Source organism: Nonomuraea endophytica (genome assembly GCF_014203235.1).
Taxonomy (GTDB): Bacteria; Actinomycetota; Actinomycetes; order Streptosporangiales; family Streptosporangiaceae; genus Nonomuraea; species Nonomuraea endophytica.
This window is the reverse complement of record NZ_JACHIN010000006.1, coordinates 20499-43719: the sequence shown is the minus strand read 5'-3', so window position 1 is coordinate 43719 and position 23221 is coordinate 20499. Positions and strand designations below refer to the sequence as shown.

Here is a 23221-nt window from a genome sequence, read left to right as displayed (position 1 = left end):
CCCCGTGGACCAGGAAACGGATGACGTGCTCGACGGAGTGGGGCCCCGGCTGCGTACGCTGCGGCGGGAACGCGGCCTGACCCTCGCCGACCTCGCGGCGACGACCGGGGTGTCGGAGAGCACCCTGTCCCGGCTGGAGAGCGGGCAGCGCCGGGCGACGCTGGAGTTGTTGCTGCCGCTGGCGCGCACTTATGACGTTCCGCTGGACGATCTGGTCGGCGCACCGCGCACGGGCGACCCGCGCATCCATCTGAAGCCGGTGAAACGATTCGGGATGATCTTCATCCCGTTGTCCAGGCGGCCGGGCGGGGTGCACGCGTTCAAGATGATCATCCCGGCCGTGCCGGAACCGCTCGAACCGACCCCGCAGACCCACGACGGCTTCGAATGGCTCTACGTGCTGAGCGGCCGGCTGCGGCTGGTGCTCGGGGAGCGCGACCTGACGCTGCCGGCCGGTGAGGCGGCCGAGTTCGACACCTCCCTGCCGCACTGGCTCGGCTCCGCCGACGGGGGAGCGGTCGAGCTACTCATCCTGTTCGGACTGCAAGGCGAGCGCGCGCACGTGCGCGCGCACCCTCACGAACGCCGCTGACCCGGTACGGCCAGCACGATCACCCGGTGGACCAGCCACTCCAGCGGCCCCCGGCGGACCAGACGCAGCCACAACGGGGAGAAGACAAGCGCGAACACGACCATCCCCGCGAACAGCACGAACGAGAAGGGCGGCTCGCCGGCCACCCGCTGAATGAAGATCTGGTGGGCGGCGTACCAGGTCAGCGCCAGGCTGCCGGTGGCGGTCAGCGGCAGCAGTACCCGCTGCCAGACGGGCCGCTCCAGCAGCGTCAGCAGCCCGGCCAGAAGCAGCAGGCCGACCCCGACCATCATCGGCGCCATCGGAATGCTCAGCGCGTAGAGCTGGGACGGCGGCAGCGCCAGCACCGAGGCCCACGGCTGCGGCTGCATCGGCCCGCTCATGGCGGCCAGCGCCGCCTCGGCGCCCAGCGGCCCGAGCGCGAACCACGACACCAGCCAGCAGACCGCCACCAGCACCGCGCCGACGACAGCCATCTTCATGCGCACGGCGGGGCTGCGCAGGTCCAGCCGCCCGATCGCCAGCCCGGCCAGCAGCAGCGGGATCGCGTACGGCGTCTGGAACCCGCCGCCCATCAGCAGCCCGTGGAGCTTGGCGAGCCACTCGTCCGGGTGGACGAGCACGGCCAGGCCGATCGAGGGCTGGACGCCGCCGGCCATGGGGGAGATGGGCCAGTCGCGGCCGTAGTTGAGCACGACGAAGGAGAAGACGGGCAGCATGAGGCCGGTGACGCCGGCCGCGGTCAGCAGCGTCGTGGGCCGCAGCCGCACCAGCGGTGTCAGGATCAGCAGCCAGACGGCGTAGTACTCCAGGATGGACAGGTTCAGCCCGGACAGCTGATCCACGCACAGGCTGATCAGCAGCAGCATGGCCGCGCGGATCGCGAGCCTTTTCCTGGCCGTCGCCAGCGGCGTCGGCCCGCCGGTCATCAGCGCCACCGAGATCCCGGCCATCAGCACGAACAGGCTCATCGACCGGTTGGAGACGAGCTGTTCGATCCAGTTGAGGGAGGCCGGCTTGTCCGCCATCGGGGCCGGGCTCAGCCAACCGGTCGGGCCGATGTGTATGTAGACCATGCCCACAATGGCCAGCGCCCTTACGGCGTCCAGGCCGAGCAGCCGCCCCCGGACTTTAGTGTGCGCGGGATGATTCATTTCAGGTGGCCCTCCAAAAGCGCGGAATTCGAATGTGCCATGTGAATTCCATGGGACGTATGAGCTGGTCAGCAGGGGACTCTAGAGGCGGCTTCCGTAGGTCTGTTTCCGCTTTCCCATCGGCCGTCCAGAGGTAATCCATAGATTCTGTAACGGTCCGCGGCCGGTATTATCGGCCGTATGTCGCCGAAAAACGCCGCCGTGCTCGTCCTGGCCGGGACGCTGCTCCTGGCCGGGTGCGGGATCGATCCGCGGGTACGCCTGGAGCGCCCGGCGGGTCAGAGCTCACCGTCGCCGGCGCCGGCGCTGACGGCCATGGGCACGCCCTCCGACCTCGACGGCATGCGGGTGCTGCGGGAGGATCCGCGCCTGGGCACGAAGGTCACCTCCGCCATCAAACGGTGCTCAGACGGTCGGTATCCGATCTACTCCGATGAGATCTCGCTGTCCGGCGACCCGGGGAGCGTGCGCCTCCTGGCCGTCACCGTCTACACCTGCCCCGGCCGTACCTGCGGATACGAAGGCACCCGCGGCACCTACGTCTACCGCTTCGCGCAGGACCGGCCCGCCGGGCGCGTGTTCGCCGACCAGGCCGCGGGCAGCCGGGTCGAGGTCCAGAACGCCGCCCTGGTCCTGGTAAGGCCGTCGTACATGCCCGGCGACGCAGCCGACTGCCCGACCTCGACCTCGTCCACACCCTTGCGCTGGAACGGCCGCGCGCTCGTTCTCGACGGCGCCTGAGACGGCACGGAAGGAACTCCCATGCAAGCGCACGTGCTGTTCGTCGAGGACGACGAGGTGATCAGGGAAGTGACCCAGGTGGCGCTGGAACGCGACGGCTTCACGGTCACGACCGCCGCCGACGGCCCGGCCGGGCTGGCGGCCTTCCGCGCCCGCACCCCCGACGTGGCGCTGCTCGACGTGATGCTGCCCGGAATGAACGGCGTGAGCCTGTGCCGCCGCATCCGCGAGGAGAGCCTCATCCCGGTGATCATGCTGTCGGCCCGGGACGACGCCGTGGACGTGGTCGTCGGCCTGGAGGCCGGCGCCGACGACTACGTGACCAAGCCGTTCGACGGCTCGGTGCTGCTGGCCCGCATCCGCGCGGTCCTGCGCCGCAGCGAGCAGAACACGACCGGGCAGCGCGCCGGCCAGTTGCGCTTCGGCGACGTGGACATCGACGTCGACGGCGTGCGGGTGCTGCGGGGCGGCAGGCCGGTGGCGCTCACCCCGACCGAGATGCGGCTGCTGCTGCGCTTCGCCGAGTCGCCCGGCACGGTGCTCAGCAGGGACGTGCTGCTGGAGAGCGTCTGGGACTACGCCGCCGGCGGCGACTCCCGCGTGGCCGACATCCACGTGCAGCGGCTGCGCAACAAGATCGGCCCCGACCGCATCGAGACCGTGCGCGGGTTCGGCTACAAACTGCGCGCGGAGCCCGGGTGAGGGCCTGGCCTCGGCGGACCAGCCTGCGATGGAAGATCAGCGCCACCGTCGCCGCGGTCAGCGTGCTGGTGGCGGTGACGCTGAGCCTCATCGTCCACCTCGCCTACGCCCGCACCCAGGCCGACGACGCCCACCGCCTGCAGACAGAGCGCATCCGGCTGCTGCTGCGCGAGTACGAGCGCGGCGGCCAGGCCGCCTTCGGCAGCCGGCTGGACGACCCGGCCCTGCCCGCCGACCTGCGCGCGGCGGCCCGGGACGGCACGGTCGCCACCGCGCTGCGCCAGACGCCCGAGGGCACCTACGTCTGGGCGGCGGCCGGCACCGGCGGGCACGTGCTGTCCCTGCGCTCGGACTACCAGCCCAGCCTCGACGAACTGGCCGCACTGGACCGGGTGCTGCTGCTGGGCTCGGTCGCCGCCGGCGCCGGGGGCACGCTGGCCGGGATCGCGGTGGGCGCGCGCCTGTCGCGCCGGTTGCGCCGGGCCGCCGGGGCCGCGCGCCGCGTCAGCGCCGGCGACCCCACCGTCCGGGTCGGCGCGGCGATCGGCGGCCGCTCGCACGACGAGGCCGCCGAGCTCGCCCAGGCCGTGGACGCGATGGCCGAAGCGCTGCAGGGCCGCCTGGAAGCCGAACGCCGGGTCACCGCCGACATCGCCCACGAGTTGCGTACGCCGCTGACCGGCCTGACCACCGCCGCCGAACTCCTGCCGCCCGGCCGGATGACCGACATCGTCCGCGACCGGGTCCAGGCGCTGCGCGCCCTCGTCGAGGACGTGCTGGAGGTGGCCCGCCTGGACACCGCCACCGAACGGCCCGCGCTGTCGGACCTCGCCCTGGGGGAGTTCGTCGCCCGCCGGGTGGCCGCGCTCGCCCCCGGCGCGCTGGTACGCGTGGAGTCCGACACCGTCGTCGCCACCGATCCACGCCGGCTGGAGCGCATCCTGGCCAACCTGCTCACCAACGCCACCCGGCACGGCCGGCCCCCGATCACCGTCACCGTGGACGGCACCCGCGTCACCGTCCACGACGACGGCCCGGGCTTCCCCGCCCATCTGCTGCGCGAGGGTCCGGTGCGGTTCCGCAAGGGGGCCGACCCGGCCACCGCGGGCCACGGCCTGGGCCTGACGATCGCCGCCGGGCAGGCGGCCGTGCTGGATGCCCGCCTCACCCTTGCCAACCCGCCCGAGGGCGGCGCGCTGGTCACCCTCGATCTGCCTTAGCGGCATGACTTGGCCGCTGACCTGGTATTTCCATATCGAGTTATACCAGTGTTTACCAATTCCCTTCCCATCAGATCGAGAATATGGTCAAACGGTATTTCCTATACGGAAAGAGTTCAGGCAATTTCATCCCTTCCTTAATTGCCAAACGATGATTAAAATCACGTCGATGACGACGCATCTGGCCCGTTACCTCACACCGATGGAGGACAGCTCCCGGTGGGACGGGTTCGAATTCCGGCCTGGCGACATTGTCATCAATTCGCCGGCGAAGTGCGGCACTACCTGGACGCAGATGATCTGCGCGCTCCTGATCTTCCAGACGCCCCGGCTGCCCGGGCCCCTGTCCAGCCTCTCCCCGTGGATCGACATGCTCGTGCGTCCGAAGCAGGAGGTCTGGGACCGCCTGGCCGCGCAGCAGCACCGCCGTTTCATCAAGACCCACATCCCGCTCGACGGAATCCCGACCGATCCGCAGGTCACCTACATCACGGTGGGTCGCGACCCCCGCGATGTCGCCATATCCCTGCGCAGCCACGGCAAGAACCTCAAGCGCGACGTGATCCGCCGGCTGATCAACCAGGCCGCCCACCCGGGACCCGGCGGGTCGGAGGCGCCGGTGGACGCCTATGACGAGCGCGACCTGCTCGACGAGCGGTCGTACACCTTACGCTGGGTGGACAACGACGACTCGCCGTTCGTCAACCTCGACTCGCTGCGTGCGCTGATCTGGACGCAGAGCCGCGCGTGGGTGCGCCGCGAGAATCCGAACGTCATCCTGCTGCACTACGCCGATCTCTCCGCCGACCTCGCCGGGCAGATGCGCCGGCTCGCGGACCGGCTCGGCATCGACATCCCCGAAAGTAGATGGCCTGAGCTGGTCGAGGCGGCCACGTTCCGGCAGATGCGCGATCGGGCGACCGAACTGGCGCCGGACGAGCAACTGGGCTACATCCGTGATCGCGAACGCTTTTTCCGCAGTGGTAAGTCGGGCGAATGGGAGCAGTTCCTCACCGCCGAGGACCGGGCGCACTACGACCGCCGGATGGCCGAACTCGCGGAGCCTGGCTTGCTCGAATGGCTCCATCACAGACCAGATAACCGATGATAAATCAGGAAATTCCGGATAAACCGCCCGACGCGCTTGAGTTTGTGACGGTCAAGCGCGTCGCCTCCCTAGGCGACATTTCCGAGCATGCGTGGAATGACGTCGCCGACCCGCGGGACATGTTCCAGAGCCACGCGTGGCTCAGGGCCCTGGAGCAGTCCGGCGACGCACCCGTCACGTACCTGATCGCCCGGCGACCCGGGGACCCGCGCGTCCTCGGCGCCCTGCCCCTCTACGACTCACTCCCCAGCCGCGGCGACTACCTGAGCTGGCCGGAACTCCACTTCCGCGATCTCCTGGCCGCGGGCTCGCGCGGTGGCCGGCTGGGACTGCTGGCCGGCTCCTGCGCGGGGTTCAGCACGCGGCTCATCGTGGACCGCACCCTGCCGAGCCCGACCAGGACCGCCGTCCTGCGCGCGCTCCGGGAGGCCGCCGGCGCCGTCGCGGCCGAGCGCGGGCTCCCGTACACGTTCTTCCTGTTTCTCGACGCCGCCGCGTGGAGAGACCTCGCTCCGTTGACCGCCGACGGAGATCACCACCGATTGGCGAGCGTCGCGCAGACCGAGCTGGAGCTCCCCGGAGCGGGCTTCGACGACTACCTGGCGACGCTGCCGCGCAACACCCGCACCAGCGCGCGCAGGGAGGCGGGGGTCTTCGCCAAGGACTGTTCGACCGAGACCGTGCCTCTGCGTGAAGCCATCCCGGCCGTGGCGCCGATGATCGTGAACGTGCGGGCCAAGCACGGGATGGCGTACAGCGTGGACGTGGTCACCCGGCGGCTGTCGGCCTACGCCTCCGCGCTGGGAGACGGCGCGGCGACGGCGCTCCTGTGCCGGGTGGAGGGCCGGGTCGTCGGCACGGGGGTCATGTGCCGCTGGCACGACCGGCTGTACGTAACCGATTTCGGGCGTCTCGACGACGGGGCGCCCGACCCTTTCGTGTACTTCAACGCGGCGATCTACGAACCCATCAAGCACGCCTACGCGGCCGGGCTGTCGACGGTCGTCACCGGCGCGGGGGCGGAGCTGGGCAAGGCCCGGCGGGGTTCGGCCGTGCTTCCGCTGGTGCACCTGGCGTGGGCGGCGGCGGACGGCGGGGACCGTCAGCTCGGCGCCGCGCAGGCGGAGGATCGCGAAACGTACTGGCGCAAGTTACGCAGCACTCATCCCACCTACTTTCCCGCCGTGTGGGATGAGCTGTTGTGACGTGACAACGAGGGAGATCAGCGTGAGCCGAGGCCACGAACGGGGGCTTCTCGGACGGCCTCGTGACCCGGGCGGCATCGCCCTGGTCCACGAGGGCCGTGAATTCACCTTCGGCGACGTCGCCGCACTCGGCGAGGACGTCGCCGGCCATGTCGAGAGTCATCTTCTGAAGCGCCGCGTGATCGGCGTGCCCGCGGAGCGCGGCCCGGAGTTCGTCGCACGGCTCGCGGGGGTCTGGGGCGCGGGAGCCGTACCGGCGATCCTCGGGGACTGGGGTCCTGAGCGGGTACGCGGCGCGCTGACGGCCACCCGCGCCGCGGCGACCTTCGGACCATCGGGCCGCCTGGACCTTCTGGACACCACCGCGGACGAGCAGCCGGAGGAGACCAGTCACATCCTCTTCACCTCCGGCACGACGGGCAGCCCCAAGGGGATCGTCGTGGGACGGACCGCCTTCGAGGCCGCGACGACGGCGTTCTTCGAGGAACTGCCCATGGACGCGTCCGACCGGGTCGCCTTCCTCAGCAGGCCGGGTCACGACCCGAGCCTGCGGGAGCTGATCGCGCCCTGGCTCACCGGCGCGACGTTGTTCATCCCCGGCCGCCGCACCGCCGCCGACCCCCGGTTGATGGCGGCCTGGCTGGCGGAGCACGCCATCACCGTGCTCCAGGGCTCGCCGGTCCTCCTGCAGCTCATGGCGGGCTCGTCGCCGCCCGTCGACAGCCTGCGGCTGGTCTGCTCGGCGGGGGCACGGCTCACGGCGGCGGCGCTGCGGGCGACGGCCGGGTTCGCCCCCCACGCCACCATCGCCAACTGTTACGGCGCGTCGGAGACCCCGCAGGTGCTGTGCATGCACCAGGTGCCGCCCGGCGAGGGGGCCGCGAGCGAGGACCCGGTCCCCATCGGACGCCCGCTCGGCCACGCCGTCATCAAGATCGTCCCCGCCGACGGTGAAGGGCGATTGCACGTGGAAGAGGCCGCCTGCGCGCTCGGCTACACCGACGGAACGCCGCTGCTGTCGCCCGGCCAGGACGGGCGACGCTGGTACGACACCGGTGACATCGTCAGACGGCTGCCGGACGGCTCGATGTGCTTCGTCCGGCGGGCCGACCGGCAGGTCCAGGTCAACGGCGCCCGGGTGGAGCTCGACGAGATCGAGGGCGCGGCGGCCAAGGTCGCCGGAGTCGTCGAGTCGGTGGCCACGTTCGTCGAGGACAGCGCGGGCGTCGGGTCCGTACGCCTGACCGTCGTGGGCGGCACCGCCACCGAGGACGAGATCCGCGCGGTGCTGCGCGACTACCTGGACCCCGCGGTCATGCCGTCGAGCATCGAGGTACGGGACGCCTGGCCGGACGACGACGAAGCGGCGGCGACGCTGATGGAGGTTCTTCACCAGAGCGCGCGCTCGGCGCTCGGCGGCGGCGAGATCGACCCCGACGGCGGCTTCTTCGAGGCCGGGTTCACGTCGATGTCGCTCATGCGGTTCGTGTCGGAGGTCTCGGTCCGGCTCGGGGCGGAGATCTCACCCCTGCTGGTCTTCCAGTATCCGAGCCTGAACAGCTTCGCCGACTATCTGCGGGAAACCGGCGCTGACGCATCGGAGGGCGGATGATGATGGGCAACCTCGTTGAGCCGATCGCGATCATCGGAATGGCCGGCCGGTTCCCGGCGGCGCACGACACCCAGCAGCTCTGGGAGAACCTCGTCGCCGGGCAGGAGGCGGTGCGCTTCCCGGTCGAGGAGGAGCTGCGGTCGAGCGGCGTGCCGAGCGAAGCGCTGGACGACGCGGCCTACGTCAGGGCGGTGGCGGAACCCGAGGGCGTCGACCTGTTCGACGCCGGGTTCTTCGGCCTGACCAGGCGTGAGGCCGAGACCTGCGACCCCCAGCTACGGCTGTATCTGGAGACGGCGCACGCCGCCGTCGAGAACGCGGGCTACGACGCCGCGAAGCTGGGCAGAGCAGGCGTTTTCTCCTCGGTCGCCGCGAACCGCTATGCCATCGGCCGGGTGCTCGGCAGCCTTGAGGCGCTGCGGAGCGCCACCGGCATGGCGGCCGGCATGTGGAACAACCCCGACAGCGCCTCGACGCTGGTCTCCTACAAGCTGAACCTGCACGGGCCGAGCATGACCGTGCAGACCGCGTGTTCGAGCTCGCTCGTGGCCGTGCATCTGGCCGTGAACGCGCTGCGCCTCCAGGAGTGCGACGTCGCGCTGGCCGGCGGCGCGGACGTCGAGTTCCCGGTCGGCCACGGCTATTGGTGGGCCCAGGACGGCCCGCTGAGCCGCGACGGCCACTGCCGCCCCTTCGACGCGGCGGCCACCGGCACGATTTTCGCCAGCGGCGTCGGCGTCGTCGTGCTCAAACGGCTCACCGACGCCCTGGCCGACGGAGACCGGATCGTCGCGGTGATCCGCGCCGTGGCGGTCAACAACGACGGCGCGAACAAGGTCGGCTTCACCGCGCCCAGCGCCGAGCGGCAGGCGGAGGTCGTGCTGAGCGCCATGGAGGCCGCCGACGTGGGCCCCGAGGACATCGGGTACCTGGAGGCGCACGCCACCGCGACCCGCCTGGGCGACGCCATCGAGATCGCGGCGCTGAAGAAGGCGTTCCGCGGCCGGTCCCCGGCCGCACCCGCCTGCCCGATCGGATCGATCAAGGGGAACGTGGGCCACCTGGGCCACGCTTCGGGGATCACCTCGCTGATCAAGGCGGCGCTGGCACTGAGCCACGAGCGGATTCCGGCGAGCATCAACGTCGAGAACGTCAACCCGCTCCTCGACCTCGAGAACTCGCCGTTCGTCGTCAACGACAAGGCGCGGCCGTGGCCGCGGGCGGACGGCCACCGGCGGCTGGCCGGGGTCAGCTCCTTCGGGATCGGCGGCACGAACGCGCACGCGATCCTCGAAGAGGCGCCGGCCCGCGCGACCGAACCTGCTCCGGAGCCGGTGCAGCTGATCGTCTGGTCGGGACGGACCCCGGCCGCGGCCGAGGCGTATCCAGAGCGGCTCGCCCGGGCATTCAAGGACAGCGCGGACCCGCTCTCCGAGATCGCGTTCACCCTGCAGAAGGGGCGCACGCCGCACCCGGTCCGCGGGGCCGTGGTGGTGGAGAGCGTGTCCGACGCGGCCGCCGCCGTACTCGATCCGGCGCGGCGGATCGTCACGCCGGAGGAACCGGTGGACCGGAGCACCGTGTTCCTGTTCCCGGGCGAAGGCGCGCGGCACGCCGGGATGGCGGCGGAGCTCTATCGCACCGAGCCGGTGTTCCGCGCCGCGCTCGATGAGTGCGCCGCCCTTTTCGCGGCCGATGGGCTGCAGGACACCTCGCCCTTCAGCGTCGAATACGCGCTGGGGCGGCTCTGGCTGGCGCTGGGCGTCGAGCCCGACGCGCTGCTCGGCCAGGGCGTCGGGGAGTTCGCCGCCGCCGGGCTGGCCGAGGTGTTCACGCTCCCGGAGGCGGTACGGCTGGTCAGCGCCCGTGCGACCGGTTCCGCCGAGCGCTTCCGCCTGGCCTTCGACGGCATCGTGCCGCGCAGACCCCGCTGGAAGATCTACTCCGCCTCCACCGGCGGCCCGGCCGAGGCGCGCAGCGTGGACTTCTGGATCGGGCAGCTCACCGGGCCCGCCCTGTTCCAGCAGGCGCTGGAGGCCGTGTTGTCGGACGGTGACCGGGTGCTGGTGGAGGTGGGCCCGGGGCGCACGCTCACCACCCTGGCCCGCGCGCATCCGCAGGTACGCGCCAAGCGGCACCTGGCGATCCCGACGCTCCCCAGCGGGCCGTCGAAGGGCGCCACGGAACGCAGCTCGTTCCTGCACGCCCTGGCCCGGATGTGGACCCTGGGCGCGGAGGTGAACTGGCCGGCGGGGGCGGGTGCGCGGGTGCCGCTGCCGGGCTATCCGTACCAGCGCGAGCGGTTCTGGATCGAGCGGGCGTCGTCCGCGAACGACGCGCCCGTCATCGAGGAAGCAGAACGGCATGCGGTCTTCCGGCTGCCCACGTGGGTGGAGGCCGCACCGGCCGTAGCTCCCGGCGCTGAGATCCCGGGTCCCGCGCTGGTGTTCCTGCCCGCCGATCCGCGACGGGCCGGCGACCTGCTCGCCCTGCTCGGCGACGTGCCGCGGGTGCCCTATGGCTCCTCATCCGCTGAGGTCGCCCGGCTGCTGGACGAGCTGCGGGAATCGCGCCGGTATCCGGAGCTCGTCATCGACGCGACGCAGCTCGGCGCCCTGGCCGAACCTGATCTGAGCGGCATCGACGACCAGCTCGACGCCGGATTCCACCGCCTCGCCGAGATCCTGCGGGAGGCGGCGTCGCGGGCGCCCGACAAACGCGCCCGCGACGTCGTGGTCCTAGCCGAGCAGTCCGCGGACGTGACGGGCGGCGAGAGCGTGCATCCGGTGCGGGCCATGCTGCTCGGACTCCTGCGCAGCTACATGCTCGAAAACCCGCGCGCCAGGTGCAAGCTGATCGACGTCCAGGACGGCGTGAGCGACGACCGGCTGCTCGCGGAGCTGCGCGGCCTGGAGCGGTCGGAGATCGTCGCGCTGCGGGGGGACCGGCGCTGGGTTCCCGGCGAGCGCGACCTCGTCCCCGACGGGCCGGGCCCGGTCGACCTGCGGCACGGAGGCGCCTACGTCATCACCGGCGGGCTCGGCGGCCTCGGCCTGGCCGTGGCACGCGGCCTGGCCGACACCGGTACGCGGCCGAGGTTGCTGCTGCTGGGCCGTACCGTGTCCGGCGGGCACCACGCCGCGCTCGCCGAGATCCGGGCCCTCGGCGCCGAGTGTCGCGTCGAGTCCTGCGACGTGACCGACGCGGCCGCGCTGCGGCGCGTGCTCGACTCCTTCGGCGCCGTCAACGGGGTGTTCCACCTCGCGGGCGTGGTGGGGGACGGCATGCTGCAGTTCCGGACGCGGGAGCAGATGTCGGCGACGCTCGCGCCCAAGGTCCACGGGACGCTGGCGCTGGTCGAGGTCCTGCGGGGCCGGGCCGAGCTGGACTTCTTCGTGGCCTTCTCCAGCCGCGCGGCGCTCCGGGGCCTGGTCGGCGGCGCCGACTACGCCGCCGCGAACGCCTTCCTCGACGCGGTGGTACGCCGCCAGCCCCTGGCCGGGGTCGCCGCGACGACCATCAACTGGCCGTCGTGGTCCGAGGTCGGCATGGCCGCCCGCCAGAGCGCGCGTTCCGGGCCGGGGACGGAGGTGCGGTGGTCGACCCCGCTGTCGGCCGAGGACTACCCGATCCTGGACGAACACCGCATGGACGGCGTCCCGGTGCTGCCCGGCACCGCCCAGGTCGACTTCGTGCTGCGCGCCTTCCGCGAGGCGATCGGCCAGACGGACGGGCGATCCGCGCGGCTGCGTCACATGGTCTTCCGGCAGCCGATCACCACCCCGGAGCCCGTCTCGCTGGAGGTCGGCTTCGAGGCGCACGAGGATTCCTGGCGGTTCACCGTGCGCAGCGCGCCGCTGTCCTCCGACGACTACCGGGTCCACACGACGGGTGAGATCGGGCTGGTGGACGCCGCCGCCGAGCAGGTGGACCTGGAGGGCCTGCTCGCGTCGCTGCCCGAGCGGCGGGTTCCGAGGAACGACGCGGAGAACCGGCTGTTCACCATCGGCCCGCACTGGCCGGGGGAGGAGATCTGGACCTCACCGTCGGATGCCGGCACGAAGCTGGCCGTACTCACCTTCCCCGCGGCGTTCGGGCATGAGCTGGACGAGCACGCGCTGCATCCCACGCTGCTGGACGCGGCGGTGTCGCTGGCCCGCGATCCCGACCACGAGCCGCCGCACGCGCCGTTCGCCTACCAGTCGATCGTGGTGCACCGGTCGATTCCGGCCCGTGCCTACAGCCACATCCGCCGCCGCCCGAGCGGTTCCGACACGATCGTGGCCGACATCGACGTGCTGACGGCCGGTGGTGAGGTCGCGGTCGAGGTCAGGGGCTTCACCATGCGCCGCGTCGACGAGTCCATGGTGGCCCCTCGCGAGCAGCGCGCCGCCGACGACGGGATCTCGCCCGCGACCGGGGTCGGCATGTTGCTGCGCGTCCTGCGGGGCCCCGGCCACCGCCAGGTGGCGATCACGATGTCGGGGGAGGACGCGGTGCTGAGGAACGTCGCGCTCAGGCCGGACGCCCGCGACGCCGGACGGTCGAGTTCACCCGGTCGCGAGCAGGCTCCGGCGCCGTCGGACGAGGCGTCGCTGGAGGTCCGGCTGACGGAGATGTGGGGCGCCGCGTTCGGCGTGGACGCGGTCGGCCCCGACGACGACTTCTTCGACCTGGGCGGCGACTCCTTCACCGCGGTGGAGCTGGTGGAGGAGATCCGCCGGGCGTTCAGCGTGGACGTCGGCATCGCGGCGATCTTCGACCATCCGACGGTGGCCGAACTGGTCGCCGAGCTGCGGCGGCTGACCGAGTGAGATCAGCGCACCTTTCCGATCCATTCGCGGAGCGTCTCGGGATCCAGCTGCTCGACCATCTGGTGGCCGCCCTCGACCATCTGGACCGAGACGCCGTCCGTCGTGTACTGGTTCCAGTCGTTGAGGCACTCGGTGTCCCAGGAGCTGGCGTCGTCGATGGCGCCGACGGCGATGATCGGCGTGTGGAGCATCGGCCGAGGATCCGACTCCAGATAGCGGTTGAGCAGGTGGTACTCGGAGCGCCACAGGCGCGCGTACTCGGGCAGCGCCGCCGTGTCCATGATGTGCGGCGGCGCCTCGATCTCCTCGGCCAGCGCCCGGTCGGGCAGCTCGGCCAGCGGCGAGAGGGGCGTGCGGTGCGGCGGGTACTGGCACATGATGACGGTGCCGCGAAGCCGCCGCTCCAGGTGCCTGGCCGCCTCCAGGCAGACCAGCCCGCCCATGCTGTGGCCCACCAGCACGACGTCCGTGGCGCCGGACTCCGTGATGAGGGACGCCAGCGCCGTGCCCCGCTCGTCGACGGACGGCACGCTCATCGGCTCGCTCCAGTTGGCCCGGCGGATGACGGGTAACCGTCCCGGTTCGTTCCACTGGTCAACGAACTTCGTCCGGCCACCCAGGCCGGGGACGAAGATGACGGCCGGGCCGCCGTCGAGTGCCGGGCTGACGATGTAGTTCGCAGACTCCTGACCACCCACGTCATTCGCTCCTATTGCCACCAATTGACGAAGTGTGAGGACACGCCTTACCAGCTATTTGCCAAAGCTTAGCGCCGATCCCGGGCGGTCTCCATTTATCGCAACAGCGGGTAATTTTCCGCGACCACTGGTTCATTTACGTAGATCTGTGGCAAAGTGTGACAGGTGTCGACGCTGATTGCCGCCGCCGTGATCATCCTTATCGCTTCGACGGTGCACGCGGTGACCGGTTTCGGTTACGCGCTCGTCGCCACCCCGTTGCTGGCCCTCACGGTTGACCCCCATACCGCCGTGGTCGCCACGACGGCGTCCGCCTTAGCCATGACCGTCACGGTCGCCGTGCGCCAGCGCGAGCACGCCGAGTGGCGGGTGGCCATGATCGCCATGGCGGGCATCGTGCTCGGCATGCCGCTCGGCCTCTGGGTGTACGGAATCACCTCTGAGCAGGTGCTCACCGTGCTGATCGGGATCGGCGTCCTGGGCTGCACGCTGATGGTGTGGCGGCGGGTGAAGGTGAAGGGGAACATCCCCATCCTGGTGGGAGTCGGCCTCATCTCCGGCGCGCTGTCGACCTCCACCGGCACCAACGGGCCGCCGATGGTCGCCGCCTTCCAGGGCATGGGCTACGACCCCGCCAAGTTCCGTGCCACCCTCGCGGTGGTGTTCGCGGGCACCAGCGTGCTCAGCCTGATCGGGTTCGCCGTGGCCGGGCAGGTGAACCAGCAGTCGATCTGGATCGGGCTGGTGGGCCTGCCGGTTGTGCAATTGGGGTATTTCATAGGAAATGCGATCTTTAGTCGTATCGATCCGGATCGCTTCCGCAAGGTGGTGCTGCTGGCCCTCATCGTCAGCGCCGTGGTGACCCTCTCCAGCGCGCTCAACGGCTGACCTGCGCCGCTGTCAAGCTCCCGGAAAACAGCGGATTTCATGGAAGACCCAACCGTTCACCCCCTCTCAGCCGTCTTTTCTATATGAGGGATTCCGAGGCGTTCGAGGCCTTCGTCGCCGCCTGGTACCCGAGGCTGCTGCGTGCGGCCATCCTCATCAGCGGTGACCGGCATCTGGCCGAGGACGTGCTCCAGGATGCCCTGATCAAGCTGGCGCGCCGCTGGTCGAAAGTGCACACCGACCCGGTCAGCTACGTGCGTACCACCTTGTACAGGGACGTGGCCTCCCGCTGGCGCAGGCGGCGGGAGTTCGCCTACGGGGAGCCGCCCGACCACGCCGACCCCGACCCCTCCGAGGCGTCGGACCTGAAGGTGGTGTTCGCCCGCGCCCTGGCCAGGCTGCCGGTGAAGCAGCGGGCGGTGCTGGTGCTCCGCTTCTACGAGGACCTGCCCGTCGGGGAGGTCGCCGAGATCCTCGGGGTCTCGTCCGGAACGGTGAAGAGCCAGACGCACGCGGCGCTCAAACGGCTGCGCGAGGTCGCTCCCGAACTGGAAGAGGTGTTGATATGACCGACCAGAGACTGCGGGAGCTCTTCCAGGACCTCGCCGAGACCCTGCCCGAGGGGTCCTCACACGCGGACGAACTCTGGCGGCGGCGCACCGGCGGCCGCGGCCGCCGCCGGTGGGCGATCGTCGCCGTGCTCGCGGTGGCCGCGCTCGTCGCGGTGGGGATCACCGCGTTCCCACAGCGCGTCGAGCGCGGCACCACCGAGACCCCAGCCGTCACCGGCACGCCATCGGCCCCGTCGTCAGCCCCAATGGACCGGGCGCCCGCGGCCCGCGAGCAGGCCGGGCTGCCCGTCGCGGCGGGCGGGCTGCCGGAGAAGTGGGCCGACATCCCCGTCGTGAACGCGGCTCCCGGACCCGTCCTGGCGCTGGCCGAGTTCGGCGACGGGCGGATCTACCTGATGAAGGCCGCCGGCCGCGTCCCGCTCGACGGGGCGACTTCGCTGAACCCCAACGCGCTCGCCCCCGAAGGAACGCGGGCCGCCTTCCCGCAGAAGGACGCGGTGGTGGTCGTCGACCTGGTGGTCGGCCAGGCCCACCGCTACCCGGTGCCGGGGTTCAACGAGATCGTGCTCTGGCGCGGGGAGCAGCTTCTCGTCGAGCAGGAGAAGGCCAACTACCTGCTCGACCTGTCCACCGGGGAGGCGCGGCGGCAGCCGTACAAGGGATTCACGGGTGTGGCGGGCTATCGCGACCTCAGGATCGTCTCGCCCGAGGAGGGCGGCTGGACCGTCCTTCAGGAGCGCGGGTCGGGGGAGGTGCGGCTCGACGTCCAGAACCTCACCGACGAGGGCAGCATGCCCGTGGGCGTGCTGGGCAACCACGGCTGGCAGCGTGACGACCTCGTCGCCAGGTCCGCGCTCGCGCGGCCCGGCCTGGCGGAAGGCGCCGACGTGGTCGTGGTGGCCGACATCGCCTCCGGGCGGGTGGTCAGGACGCTGCTGCTTCCCTCGTGCGGGAAGGGCGGCTGCCCGGTGCGCGGCTGGATCGGCCACGACACGGTGATCGTCGAGAGCGGGGTCCGGCTGCTGGGCTGGAACATCACCACGGGCGCGCTGTCGCGCATCGCCGAACTGCCCGCGACGATGACGGCCTACTCCCTGCGTCCCGGCTGATCCTCCTGGTGCCAGGAGCGGAGTTTGTCGGGGTTGCGTACCGCCCAGATGTGGGTGATCCGGTCGCCGGCCACCTCGAACGCGACCACCGACACGGTGACGCCGTCCTGCTGGGCGATCAGGCCGGGCCGGCCGTTGACCATACGCTCCAGCACCGTCATGTCGCGGAACCTGCTCTCGAGCTGGACCAGCGAGCGCACGATCTGCTCGGCGCCCTCAAGGGGACGCAGCAAGGTCGAGACCACGCCGCCGCCGTCGCCGGTCGCCGTGGCGCCGGGATCGAGGAGGCTGACCAGGGCGTCGATGTTCTTGGCCTCCCACGCCCGCTTGAAGTCCCTGACGATGCGGGCCTGGTGGGTCGCCGGGGTCACGGGGGTACGAGCTGCGCCGATGCGGCGGCGGGCCGACGAGGCCAGCTGACGGCAGGCCGCCGGGCTACGGCCGACGATCTCGGCCACCTCGGCGAAGGGGTAGCGGAAGACGTCGTGCAGGATGAACGCGACCCGCTCGGCCGGGGTCATCGCGTCGAGCACGACCAGGAACGCCATGTTGACCGACTCGTCGAGCGTGACCCGGTCGGCCGGATCGACGGCGATGCCGCCGCCCAGCTCAGAAGGCTCGGGCAGCGGCTCCGGGATCCACTCGCCCACGTAGGTCTCGCGCCGGGCGCGGGCCGAGGAGAGCACGTTGAGGCACAGGCGGCTGACGACCTTGGTCAGCCACGCGCCGGGGACGACGATGGCGTCCTGCTCCTGGCTGGACATGGCGTACCAGCGGGCGTAGGCGTCCTGGACGACGTCCTCGGCGTCGGCCAGCGAACCGAGGAGGCGATAGGCGAGATTGATCAGCTGGCGCCGCTCGCGCATGATCGGCTCGGGCTGGAGGGTCATCGGCTCGTCGGCTCCCTTGATTCGCGGCTTTCCCCGTTCGACAGGACAGCCCGGTCAATTGTGAGGTCGGCGGGGTCACCTCACATTCCGCGGTGATGAGTTGTCGGACCGGCGAGACAGTTCGAGAAGGGATCTCGCCATGTTCACGCCAAGGCACCAGGTCGTCGTCATCGGCGGCGGTTACGCCGGCACGCTCGCCGCCAACCACCTGCGGCTGCGCGCCGACGTCGACATCACCGTGGTCAACCCCAGGCCGGAGTTCGTCGACCGCATCCGGCTGCACGAGTTCGCGGCCGGCACCGGCCGGGCCACCGCCGACTACGGAACGCTGCTCGGCACGGGCATCGAGCTGGTCGTCGACAGCGTCACCCGCATCGACACCACCGCCCGCACGGTACGCCTGGCGTCGGGCCGCTCGCTGGACTACGACTACGTCATCTACGCGGTCGGCAGCACCGGGGCCGCGCCGCCGGACGCGTACGACATCGCGGACCTCGACTCGGCGCGGCTGCTGCGCACGAGGCTGGCGGACACGCCCGTCGCCGCCCCGGTCGTCGTGGTCGGCGGCGGGCTGACCGGCATCGAGACCGCCGCCGAACTGGCCGAACAGCGGCGCCAGGTCACGCTGGTGTGCGGCCGGGCGCTGGCGCCGTCCCTGAGCGTTCCAGGCCGCCGGTACATCGCCAGGTGGCTGGCCCGGCACGGCGTCACCGTCCTGGAGGGCGTCTCGGCGACGGAGGTCTACCCGGACGCGGTCATCCTCGCCGACGGCACGGAGCGTGCGAGCGCGCTGACCATCTGGACCGCCGGTTTCGGCGTGCCTGGGCTGGCGGCCGCCAGCGGCCTGCGTACCGACGCGATCGGCCGTCTGCTCACCGACGAGACGCTGACCAGCGTCGACGACGACCGCATAGTCGCGGCCGGGGACGCCGCCGCGCCCTCGGGCCGGCCGCTGCGGATGAGTTGCCAGGCCGCCGGGCCGCTCGGCGCGCAGGCCGCCGACACCGTGCTGAGCCGCATCGCGGGAACCGAACCGGCGATGATCGACCTGGCCTTCACCGGGTCGTGCGTCAGCCTCGGCCGGCGTGACGGGATCCGGCAGTTCGCCCGCAAGGACGACAGCGCGATGAACGTCTACTTCGGCGGCCGTCTGGGCGGCGCGTACAAGGAGCTGACCTGCAAGTTCGTGATGTCGAGGATCCGCCGCGAGGCCGGCAGGCCGGGTTCGGCGTTCTGGGTGAAGGGCGGCCGCCGGCCGTCCGCACTCTCCGCGAGCTGAGCCCGCAGGTCAGTGGTGTTTGCGGTTGCGTGGCGGAGGTGTCCAGAGCACGCCGATGGTGATGATCGTCGAGAACACCAGCAGGATGCCGAACAGAACCTCCAGCAACGTGGTGATCGACATACGGATCACCCCCTCCGTACACCTTCCACTATCAGCCTGGGAGTATCGCCAGGTCAACGGCTTGATAGCCTGGCAGTCCCGAGGGGAGTACTTCTCAAGCGCCGACCCGGTCAAGACGGACCTTGGCAGCGTCCCCGGGCGGCCGCCCGCACCGTCGGGTGAAGGAGACCTCGAACGCCGAGCACGTTCGAGGAGGCCGCGTGTCCACATCGATCGCCTCGCTACCTCTGTGGTCGGCCACCGTCGCCGCCCTGGTGCTCCTGCTGTCGATCGACCTCGTCCTGACCAGGCGGCCGCACGAGGTGGGCATGCGCGAGGCGCTCGCCTGGTCGGCCTTCTACCTGGCGCTGCCGCTGGCGTTCTGCGCCGGTCTGTGGGCCGCGTTCGGCGCCACGGTGGCGGTGGAGTTCCTCACCGGTTACGTGGTGGAGAAGTCGTTGTCGGTCGACAACCTGTTCGTGTTCATGCTGGTGCTGGCCGCGTTCGCGGTCCCGGCCGAGCTGGCCAGGCGGGTCCTGCTCTACGGCATCATCGGCGCGCTGCTGCTGCGCGTGGTGTTCATCATGCTGGGGGCCGCGGCGCTGCGCAGCGGCACCTGGGCGTTCCTGCTGTTCGGCGCGATCCTCCTGGTCACCGCCGCCAAGGTCATGAAGGACGCGCTGACCGGACGCGACCGGGAGATCGACGTATGTACCCTGCCCGCCGTCCGGCTGGTGCGCCGCTTCGTCCCGGTCACGCCCGACTACCGGGGCTCGAAGCTGCTCGTCCGCGAGAACGGCGCGCGAACCCTCACCCCGCTGGCGCTGGCAGCCGTCGCCATCTTCGCCGTCGACATCGTCTTCGCCGTCGACTCCGTCCCCGCCGTGTACGGCGTGACCCAGGACCCGTTCCTCGTCTTCGCCACCAACGCCTTCGCCCTGCTGGGCCTGCGCGCCCTCTACTTCGTGCTGCAAGGCGCGCTCACCAAGCTGTGCCACCTCAACCACGGGCTCAGCGTCATCCTCGCCTTCATCGGGCTCAAACTCATCCTGCACTGGGCCCACGGCATCTGGCCGTGGGTGCCGGAGATCCCCACGCTCGTCTCGCTCGGCGTCATCGTCGCCGTGCTCGCCGTCGTCACCCTCACCAGCCTGTACGCCAACCGTCGCTGACCGGCGGCGCGAATGTTCACCAACCGTTGACGGCGTTTAGCCCTTATGGACTCATTCGAGTGGTGACGATGGGAGTGTCCGTCGCATCCCCCGCAAGGAGGCTTCGTGCCCACTCCGCCCCGCCCCGGACCCTTCTGGCCGGTGAGGCTCACCGTCATCCTCGCCGCCCTCGTCTCCCTCATCGGCGTGGCCAGCGTCGCGCCCGCCCACGCCGCGGTCTACAACTCCTGCACGATGTCCCGGTGCGCCGACGCGCGCACGGCGAAGTCGATCTGGGCCTCCAAGGGCTACCCCACCACCAGGACCTGGTACTCCTGGCCCGACGGCCGGTCCAACTTCGCCGGCGGACGCTTCTACAACCGCGAAGGCCAGCTCCCCAGTGGCGCCACCTACCATGAGTACGACGTGTACTCCCGGACCCAGGGCGCGCCGCGTGACGCGTACCGGATCGTCGTCAACCGCGGCACCGGCGTGACGTGGTTCTCGCCCAACCACTACACCGACTTCTACCGGCTCTAGGGACCTTCGATGACCGCACCTCCGCTGCCGCGCTGGCTGACCGTGAGTGCCGATCCGGCGCCGGCCGTGCTGGATGGGCGGCTCTGCCGTACCCGCGCCACCTTTTTCACCGAGGTGGCGCGGGTGCTGCGCTTTCCCGACTACTTCGGCCACAACTGGGACGCGCTGTCCGACAGCCTGCGTGACGCCGGGCCCGTCGCGCTGATCGTGGAGAACGCCGAGGACCTGCTCAGCGCCGAAGCTCCCGGGCAGTTCGCGACCCTGCTGGCGGTCTTCTCCGACGCTGCCGAGTCCGGCCTGACCGTGACGTTGCGCACCGACCAGGACCAGGAGCCCGCGCTCCGTCAGCGGGTCACCGCCGCGTTGTCCTGACACCGGTGACGGCCGCCAGGAGCACGAGCAGCGGCGCGACCACGAGCGCGTGCACGTGGATGCCGTGGGTGAAGGCGTCCCTGGCGCTCTCCGCGAGTGCGCCGCCGAGCGGCTGGGGGAGTGTGGCCGCGTGTCGCAGCGTCTCGGCCAGCGTGTCGCCGCTGCCCGATGTGCCGGAAGGCTGGGTGTCGCCGAGCCGGTGGCCGTAGACGGCCGCGGCGAGGCTGCCGAGCAGGGCGATGCCGAGCGCACCGCCCAGCTCCGCGCCGGTCTCGGAGATCGCCGAGGCGGCCCCGGCACGTTCGGGCGGCGCCGCGCCGAGTACCAGGCCGGTGCCCAGGGCCATGAACGGCGTGAGGCCGGCGAACAGCAGCACCGATCCGCCGACGAGGAACCACGGCTCCCGGTCCACCTGCGTGAGCAGTACCGGACCCAGCAGGGCGAGAACCGCACCCCCGCTCATCAGCAGGGCGGGACGCACGCGGGCGGCGAGACCGGACACCCACAACGCCACGACCGTTCCGGCCACCGCGGTCGGCAACTGCCACAGGCCCGCGATCAACGGCGAGTAACCCAGCACCATCTGCAGGTACTGCGAGGTCTGAAGGCTGGTCCCGAACAGCACGATCCCGACCACCACCATGCCCCCGACGGACACGGCGAACGCCCGCACCCGGAACAGCGACAGGTCGAACAGCGGCGCGGCCGCCCGATTCTGCCCGCCCACGAACACCACGCCCAGCACCACCCCGGCCACGAGACTGCCGGCCGCGACGGCGGTGAAGCCGTCGGCCGCGAACCGCTTGACGCCGTACACGACGGACAGCGGGACGAGGAACGACAGCACCACGCCGACCGCGTCGATCCGCCGCGCGTCCGGCGCACGATGCTCGGGCAGCAGGTACGGCGCCGCCGCGACCAGCACCACCATGGCGGGCACCGCGACCAGGAAGACCGACCCCCAGGAGAAGAAGTGCAGGAGCGCCCCGCCGACCAGCGGCCCGAGCGCGCCGCCGGCCATGAAGGCGAGCATCCACACGGTGATGGCGAACCGCCGCTGACCCGGGTCGGCGAACAACCGGCGGATCACCGCCAGCGAACTCGGCGCGAGCGCGGCGGCCCCCACACCCTGGATCGCGCGAGCGGCGATCAGCACACCGGTGTCACCGGCCCAGGCCGCCATGATCGAACCGGTGGTGAACACGGCGGCGCCGGCGAGCAGGAGCCGGCGGTGCCCGTACCGGTCGCCAAGGCTGCCCATCGTGATGAGGAACCCCGCGACCATGAACCCATAGATGTCCATGATCCACAGCTGCGCGGCCGCGCCGGGATTCAGATCGGCCGCGAGCGTCGGCAGCGCCAGGTAGAGCACGGACATGTTCATCATGACCAGGACCGCGGGCACGCCGAGCACGGCCAGCGCGATCCACTCGCGCGTCCCGGCCCGCGCCGGGGGAGTCCGGACCGTCACGCGCCGACCTTCAGCAGCGTCTTGCCGAGGGTGGCTCGCGACTCGATCGCGGCGTGCGCGGCCGCGGCCTCGGTGAGCGGGTACGCCTGCCCGACCACGGGCCGCCATCGGCCGTCGGCGGCCAGGTCGAGCGCGCGGCGGATGAGTGCCCGGTTCTCGTCCGGGCTCGGCGCGCCGGTCAGGCCGTGTACGTGGATGGCGCGGGCCGTGACCTGGTCGTCGGGCAGGTCGGTGGGGGTGCCGGCGGCCATGCCGTACACGCTGATGCGACCGCCGTCGCGCAGAATGCCAGCGGCCGCCGCCCCGATCGCCCCGCCGACGCCGTCGAAGACGGTGTCGACCTCGCCCAGTCCACCGGCCCAGCCCGGCCGGGTGTAGTCCACGAACTCCGCGCCCAGGGCGGCGACCAGTTCGCCCTTGCGCGCGCCGCCCGCGGCGCCGATCACACGCGCCCCGGCGGCGACGGCCAGTTGCACGAGCAGGCTGCCCACGCCACCCGCGGCGGCCTCCACCAGCACGGTCTCGCCCGCCAGCGGCGGCACGTCCCGTGTCAGCAGCAGCGCGGTACGCCCATCGGCCAGCAGCGCCACCGCGTCGCGCAGGTCGACCCCGGGCGGCACGGGAACGACGTCCGCGGCACGCGCACGGGCGAACTCGGCGTACCCGCCGGTGCCGCCGGTCGTGGTGACCACGACCGCGCCGAGCAGCGCGGGGTCGACGCCGTCGCCGATCGCGGTCACGCGCCCGCCGACGCCGTTGCCCGGCGTGCGCGGCAGCGGCGGCCTGCCGAACGGGCCGGATCCCGAGCGGACCTGCGTCTCGACGAAGGTCACGCTCGCGAAGGCCACCCCCACCACGACCTCGCCGGAGCCGGGCACGGGATCGTCCGCCTCCTCCGCCCGCAGCACTTCCGGGCCGCCGAACTCGCGCATGATGATCGCCAGCATGAACCCCTCCTGAAACGGATAGCAGCTGTCCGTTAAGCTATAACGGAGAGGACC

Annotated in this window: 20 protein-coding genes; 15 read left to right on the top strand and 5 right to left on the bottom strand. The window is 71.3% G+C overall.

What is annotated here, in order from left to right; genetic code table 11:
* Positions 1-4 precede the first annotated feature (4 nt).
* Positions 5-592 carry a helix-turn-helix domain-containing protein gene (locus HNR40_RS22275; protein WP_312896475.1) on the top strand — a complete coding sequence of 196 codons (588 nt, stop codon included), beginning with the start codon at positions 5-7 and terminating at the stop codon, positions 590-592.
* Here HNR40_RS22275 and HNR40_RS22270 read toward each other — a convergent pair.
* Positions 577-1746, bottom strand: a complete 1170-nt coding sequence (locus HNR40_RS22270; protein WP_184964352.1) for a DUF418 domain-containing protein — start codon at positions 1744-1746, stop codon at positions 577-579. The two genes, HNR40_RS22275 and HNR40_RS22270, sit on opposite strands and share 16 nt — an antisense overlap.
* A 180-nt stretch (positions 1747-1926) precedes the next feature.
* On the opposite strand from HNR40_RS22270, the gene HNR40_RS22265 reads away from it, so the two are divergent.
* From HNR40_RS22265 to HNR40_RS22235, 7 genes are all read left to right on the top strand, one after another.
* The gene (locus HNR40_RS22265; protein ID WP_184964350.1) at positions 1927-2487 is read left to right on the top strand and encodes a hypothetical protein; all 561 of its coding nucleotides are present in this window, start codon (positions 1927-1929) and stop codon (positions 2485-2487) included.
* 21 nt (positions 2488-2508) lie between these two features.
* Positions 2509-3189, top strand: coding sequence for a two-component system response regulator CseB (gene cseB, locus HNR40_RS22260; RefSeq protein WP_184964348.1), 681 nt, complete (start codon positions 2509-2511; stop codon positions 3187-3189).
* Complete coding sequence (locus HNR40_RS22255; RefSeq protein WP_184964346.1) at positions 3186-4409, top strand: HAMP domain-containing sensor histidine kinase; 1224 nt, start codon at positions 3186-3188, stop codon at positions 4407-4409. The genes cseB and HNR40_RS22255 overlap by 4 nt, the downstream gene beginning before the upstream one ends.
* A gap of 169 nt (positions 4410-4578) precedes the next feature.
* Positions 4579-5517, top strand: a complete 939-nt coding sequence (locus HNR40_RS22250) for a sulfotransferase domain-containing protein (protein ID WP_184964344.1) — start codon at positions 4579-4581, stop codon at positions 5515-5517.
* 44 nt (positions 5518-5561) lie between these two features.
* Positions 5562-6722: a peptidogalycan biosysnthesis protein gene (locus HNR40_RS22245; protein WP_184964342.1), complete on the top strand. Its 1161-nt coding sequence runs from the start codon at positions 5562-5564 to the stop codon at positions 6720-6722.
* A 22-nt stretch (positions 6723-6744) separates the two neighbouring features.
* Positions 6745-8334: an AMP-binding protein gene (locus tag HNR40_RS22240; protein WP_184964340.1), complete on the top strand. Its 1590-nt coding sequence runs from the start codon at positions 6745-6747 to the stop codon at positions 8332-8334.
* Positions 8331-13148, top strand: coding sequence for a type I polyketide synthase (locus HNR40_RS22235; protein WP_184964338.1), 4818 nt, complete (start codon positions 8331-8333; stop codon positions 13146-13148). The genes HNR40_RS22240 and HNR40_RS22235 overlap by 4 nt, the downstream gene beginning before the upstream one ends.
* Positions 13149-13150: 2 nt before the next feature.
* Here the strand turns inward: HNR40_RS22235 and HNR40_RS22230 are convergent, their stop codons facing one another.
* Positions 13151-13846, bottom strand: coding sequence for a thioesterase II family protein (locus HNR40_RS22230; RefSeq protein WP_184964336.1), 696 nt, complete (start codon positions 13844-13846; stop codon positions 13151-13153).
* A 165-nt stretch (positions 13847-14011) separates the two neighbouring features.
* On the opposite strand from HNR40_RS22230, the gene HNR40_RS22225 reads away from it, so the two are divergent.
* The 3 genes from HNR40_RS22225 (at position 14012) to HNR40_RS22215 (ending at position 16415) form a co-directional block, all read left to right on the top strand.
* Positions 14012-14734, top strand: a complete 723-nt coding sequence (locus HNR40_RS22225; protein WP_184964334.1) for a sulfite exporter TauE/SafE family protein — start codon at positions 14012-14014, stop codon at positions 14732-14734.
* Positions 14735-14817: 83 nt separating this feature from the next.
* A complete protein-coding gene (locus tag HNR40_RS22220) occupies positions 14818-15303 on the top strand; it encodes a SigE family RNA polymerase sigma factor (protein WP_184964332.1) in 486 nt (161 codons plus the stop codon).
* A complete protein-coding gene (locus tag HNR40_RS22215; protein WP_184964330.1) occupies positions 15300-16415 on the top strand; it encodes a hypothetical protein in 1116 nt (371 codons plus the stop codon). Before HNR40_RS22220 ends, HNR40_RS22215 begins: the two co-directional genes overlap by 4 nt.
* Here the strand turns inward: HNR40_RS22215 and sigJ are convergent.
* A complete protein-coding gene (gene sigJ / locus HNR40_RS22210; RefSeq protein ID WP_184964328.1) occupies positions 16394-17305 on the bottom strand; it encodes an RNA polymerase sigma factor SigJ in 912 nt (303 codons plus the stop codon). The genes HNR40_RS22215 and sigJ overlap by 22 nt on opposite strands.
* A gap of 139 nt (positions 17306-17444) precedes the next feature.
* Between sigJ and HNR40_RS22205 the strand changes: the two genes are divergently transcribed.
* The 4 genes from HNR40_RS22205 (at position 17445) to HNR40_RS22190 (ending at position 20749) form a co-directional block, all read left to right on the top strand.
* Positions 17445-18584: an NAD(P)/FAD-dependent oxidoreductase gene (locus tag HNR40_RS22205; RefSeq protein WP_184964326.1), complete on the top strand. Its 1140-nt coding sequence runs from the start codon at positions 17445-17447 to the stop codon at positions 18582-18584.
* Positions 18585-18907: 323 nt separating this feature from the next.
* Positions 18908-19858: a TerC/Alx family metal homeostasis membrane protein gene (locus tag HNR40_RS22200; protein ID WP_184964324.1), complete on the top strand. Its 951-nt coding sequence runs from the start codon at positions 18908-18910 to the stop codon at positions 19856-19858.
* A 105-nt stretch (positions 19859-19963) separates the two neighbouring features.
* The gene (locus tag HNR40_RS22195) at positions 19964-20377 is read left to right on the top strand and encodes a ribonuclease domain-containing protein (protein WP_312896474.1); all 414 of its coding nucleotides are present in this window, start codon (positions 19964-19966) and stop codon (positions 20375-20377) included.
* A 9-nt stretch (positions 20378-20386) separates the two neighbouring features.
* Positions 20387-20749 carry a barstar family protein gene (locus tag HNR40_RS22190; protein ID WP_184964322.1) on the top strand — a complete coding sequence of 121 codons (363 nt, stop codon included), beginning with the start codon at positions 20387-20389 and terminating at the stop codon, positions 20747-20749.
* On the opposite strand, the gene HNR40_RS22185 is transcribed toward HNR40_RS22190, so the two are convergent.
* Both HNR40_RS22185 and HNR40_RS22180 read right to left on the bottom strand, forming a co-directional pair.
* On the bottom strand, positions 20730-22220 hold the full coding sequence (locus HNR40_RS22185; RefSeq protein ID WP_312896473.1) for an MFS transporter: 1491 nt from the start codon (positions 22218-22220) through the stop codon (positions 20730-20732). The genes HNR40_RS22190 and HNR40_RS22185 overlap by 20 nt on opposite strands.
* Positions 22217-23167, bottom strand: coding sequence for a zinc-binding dehydrogenase (locus tag HNR40_RS22180; RefSeq protein WP_184964319.1), 951 nt, complete (start codon positions 23165-23167; stop codon positions 22217-22219). The genes HNR40_RS22185 and HNR40_RS22180 overlap by 4 nt, the downstream gene beginning before the upstream one ends.
* Between the last annotated feature and the right edge of the window lie 54 nt (positions 23168-23221).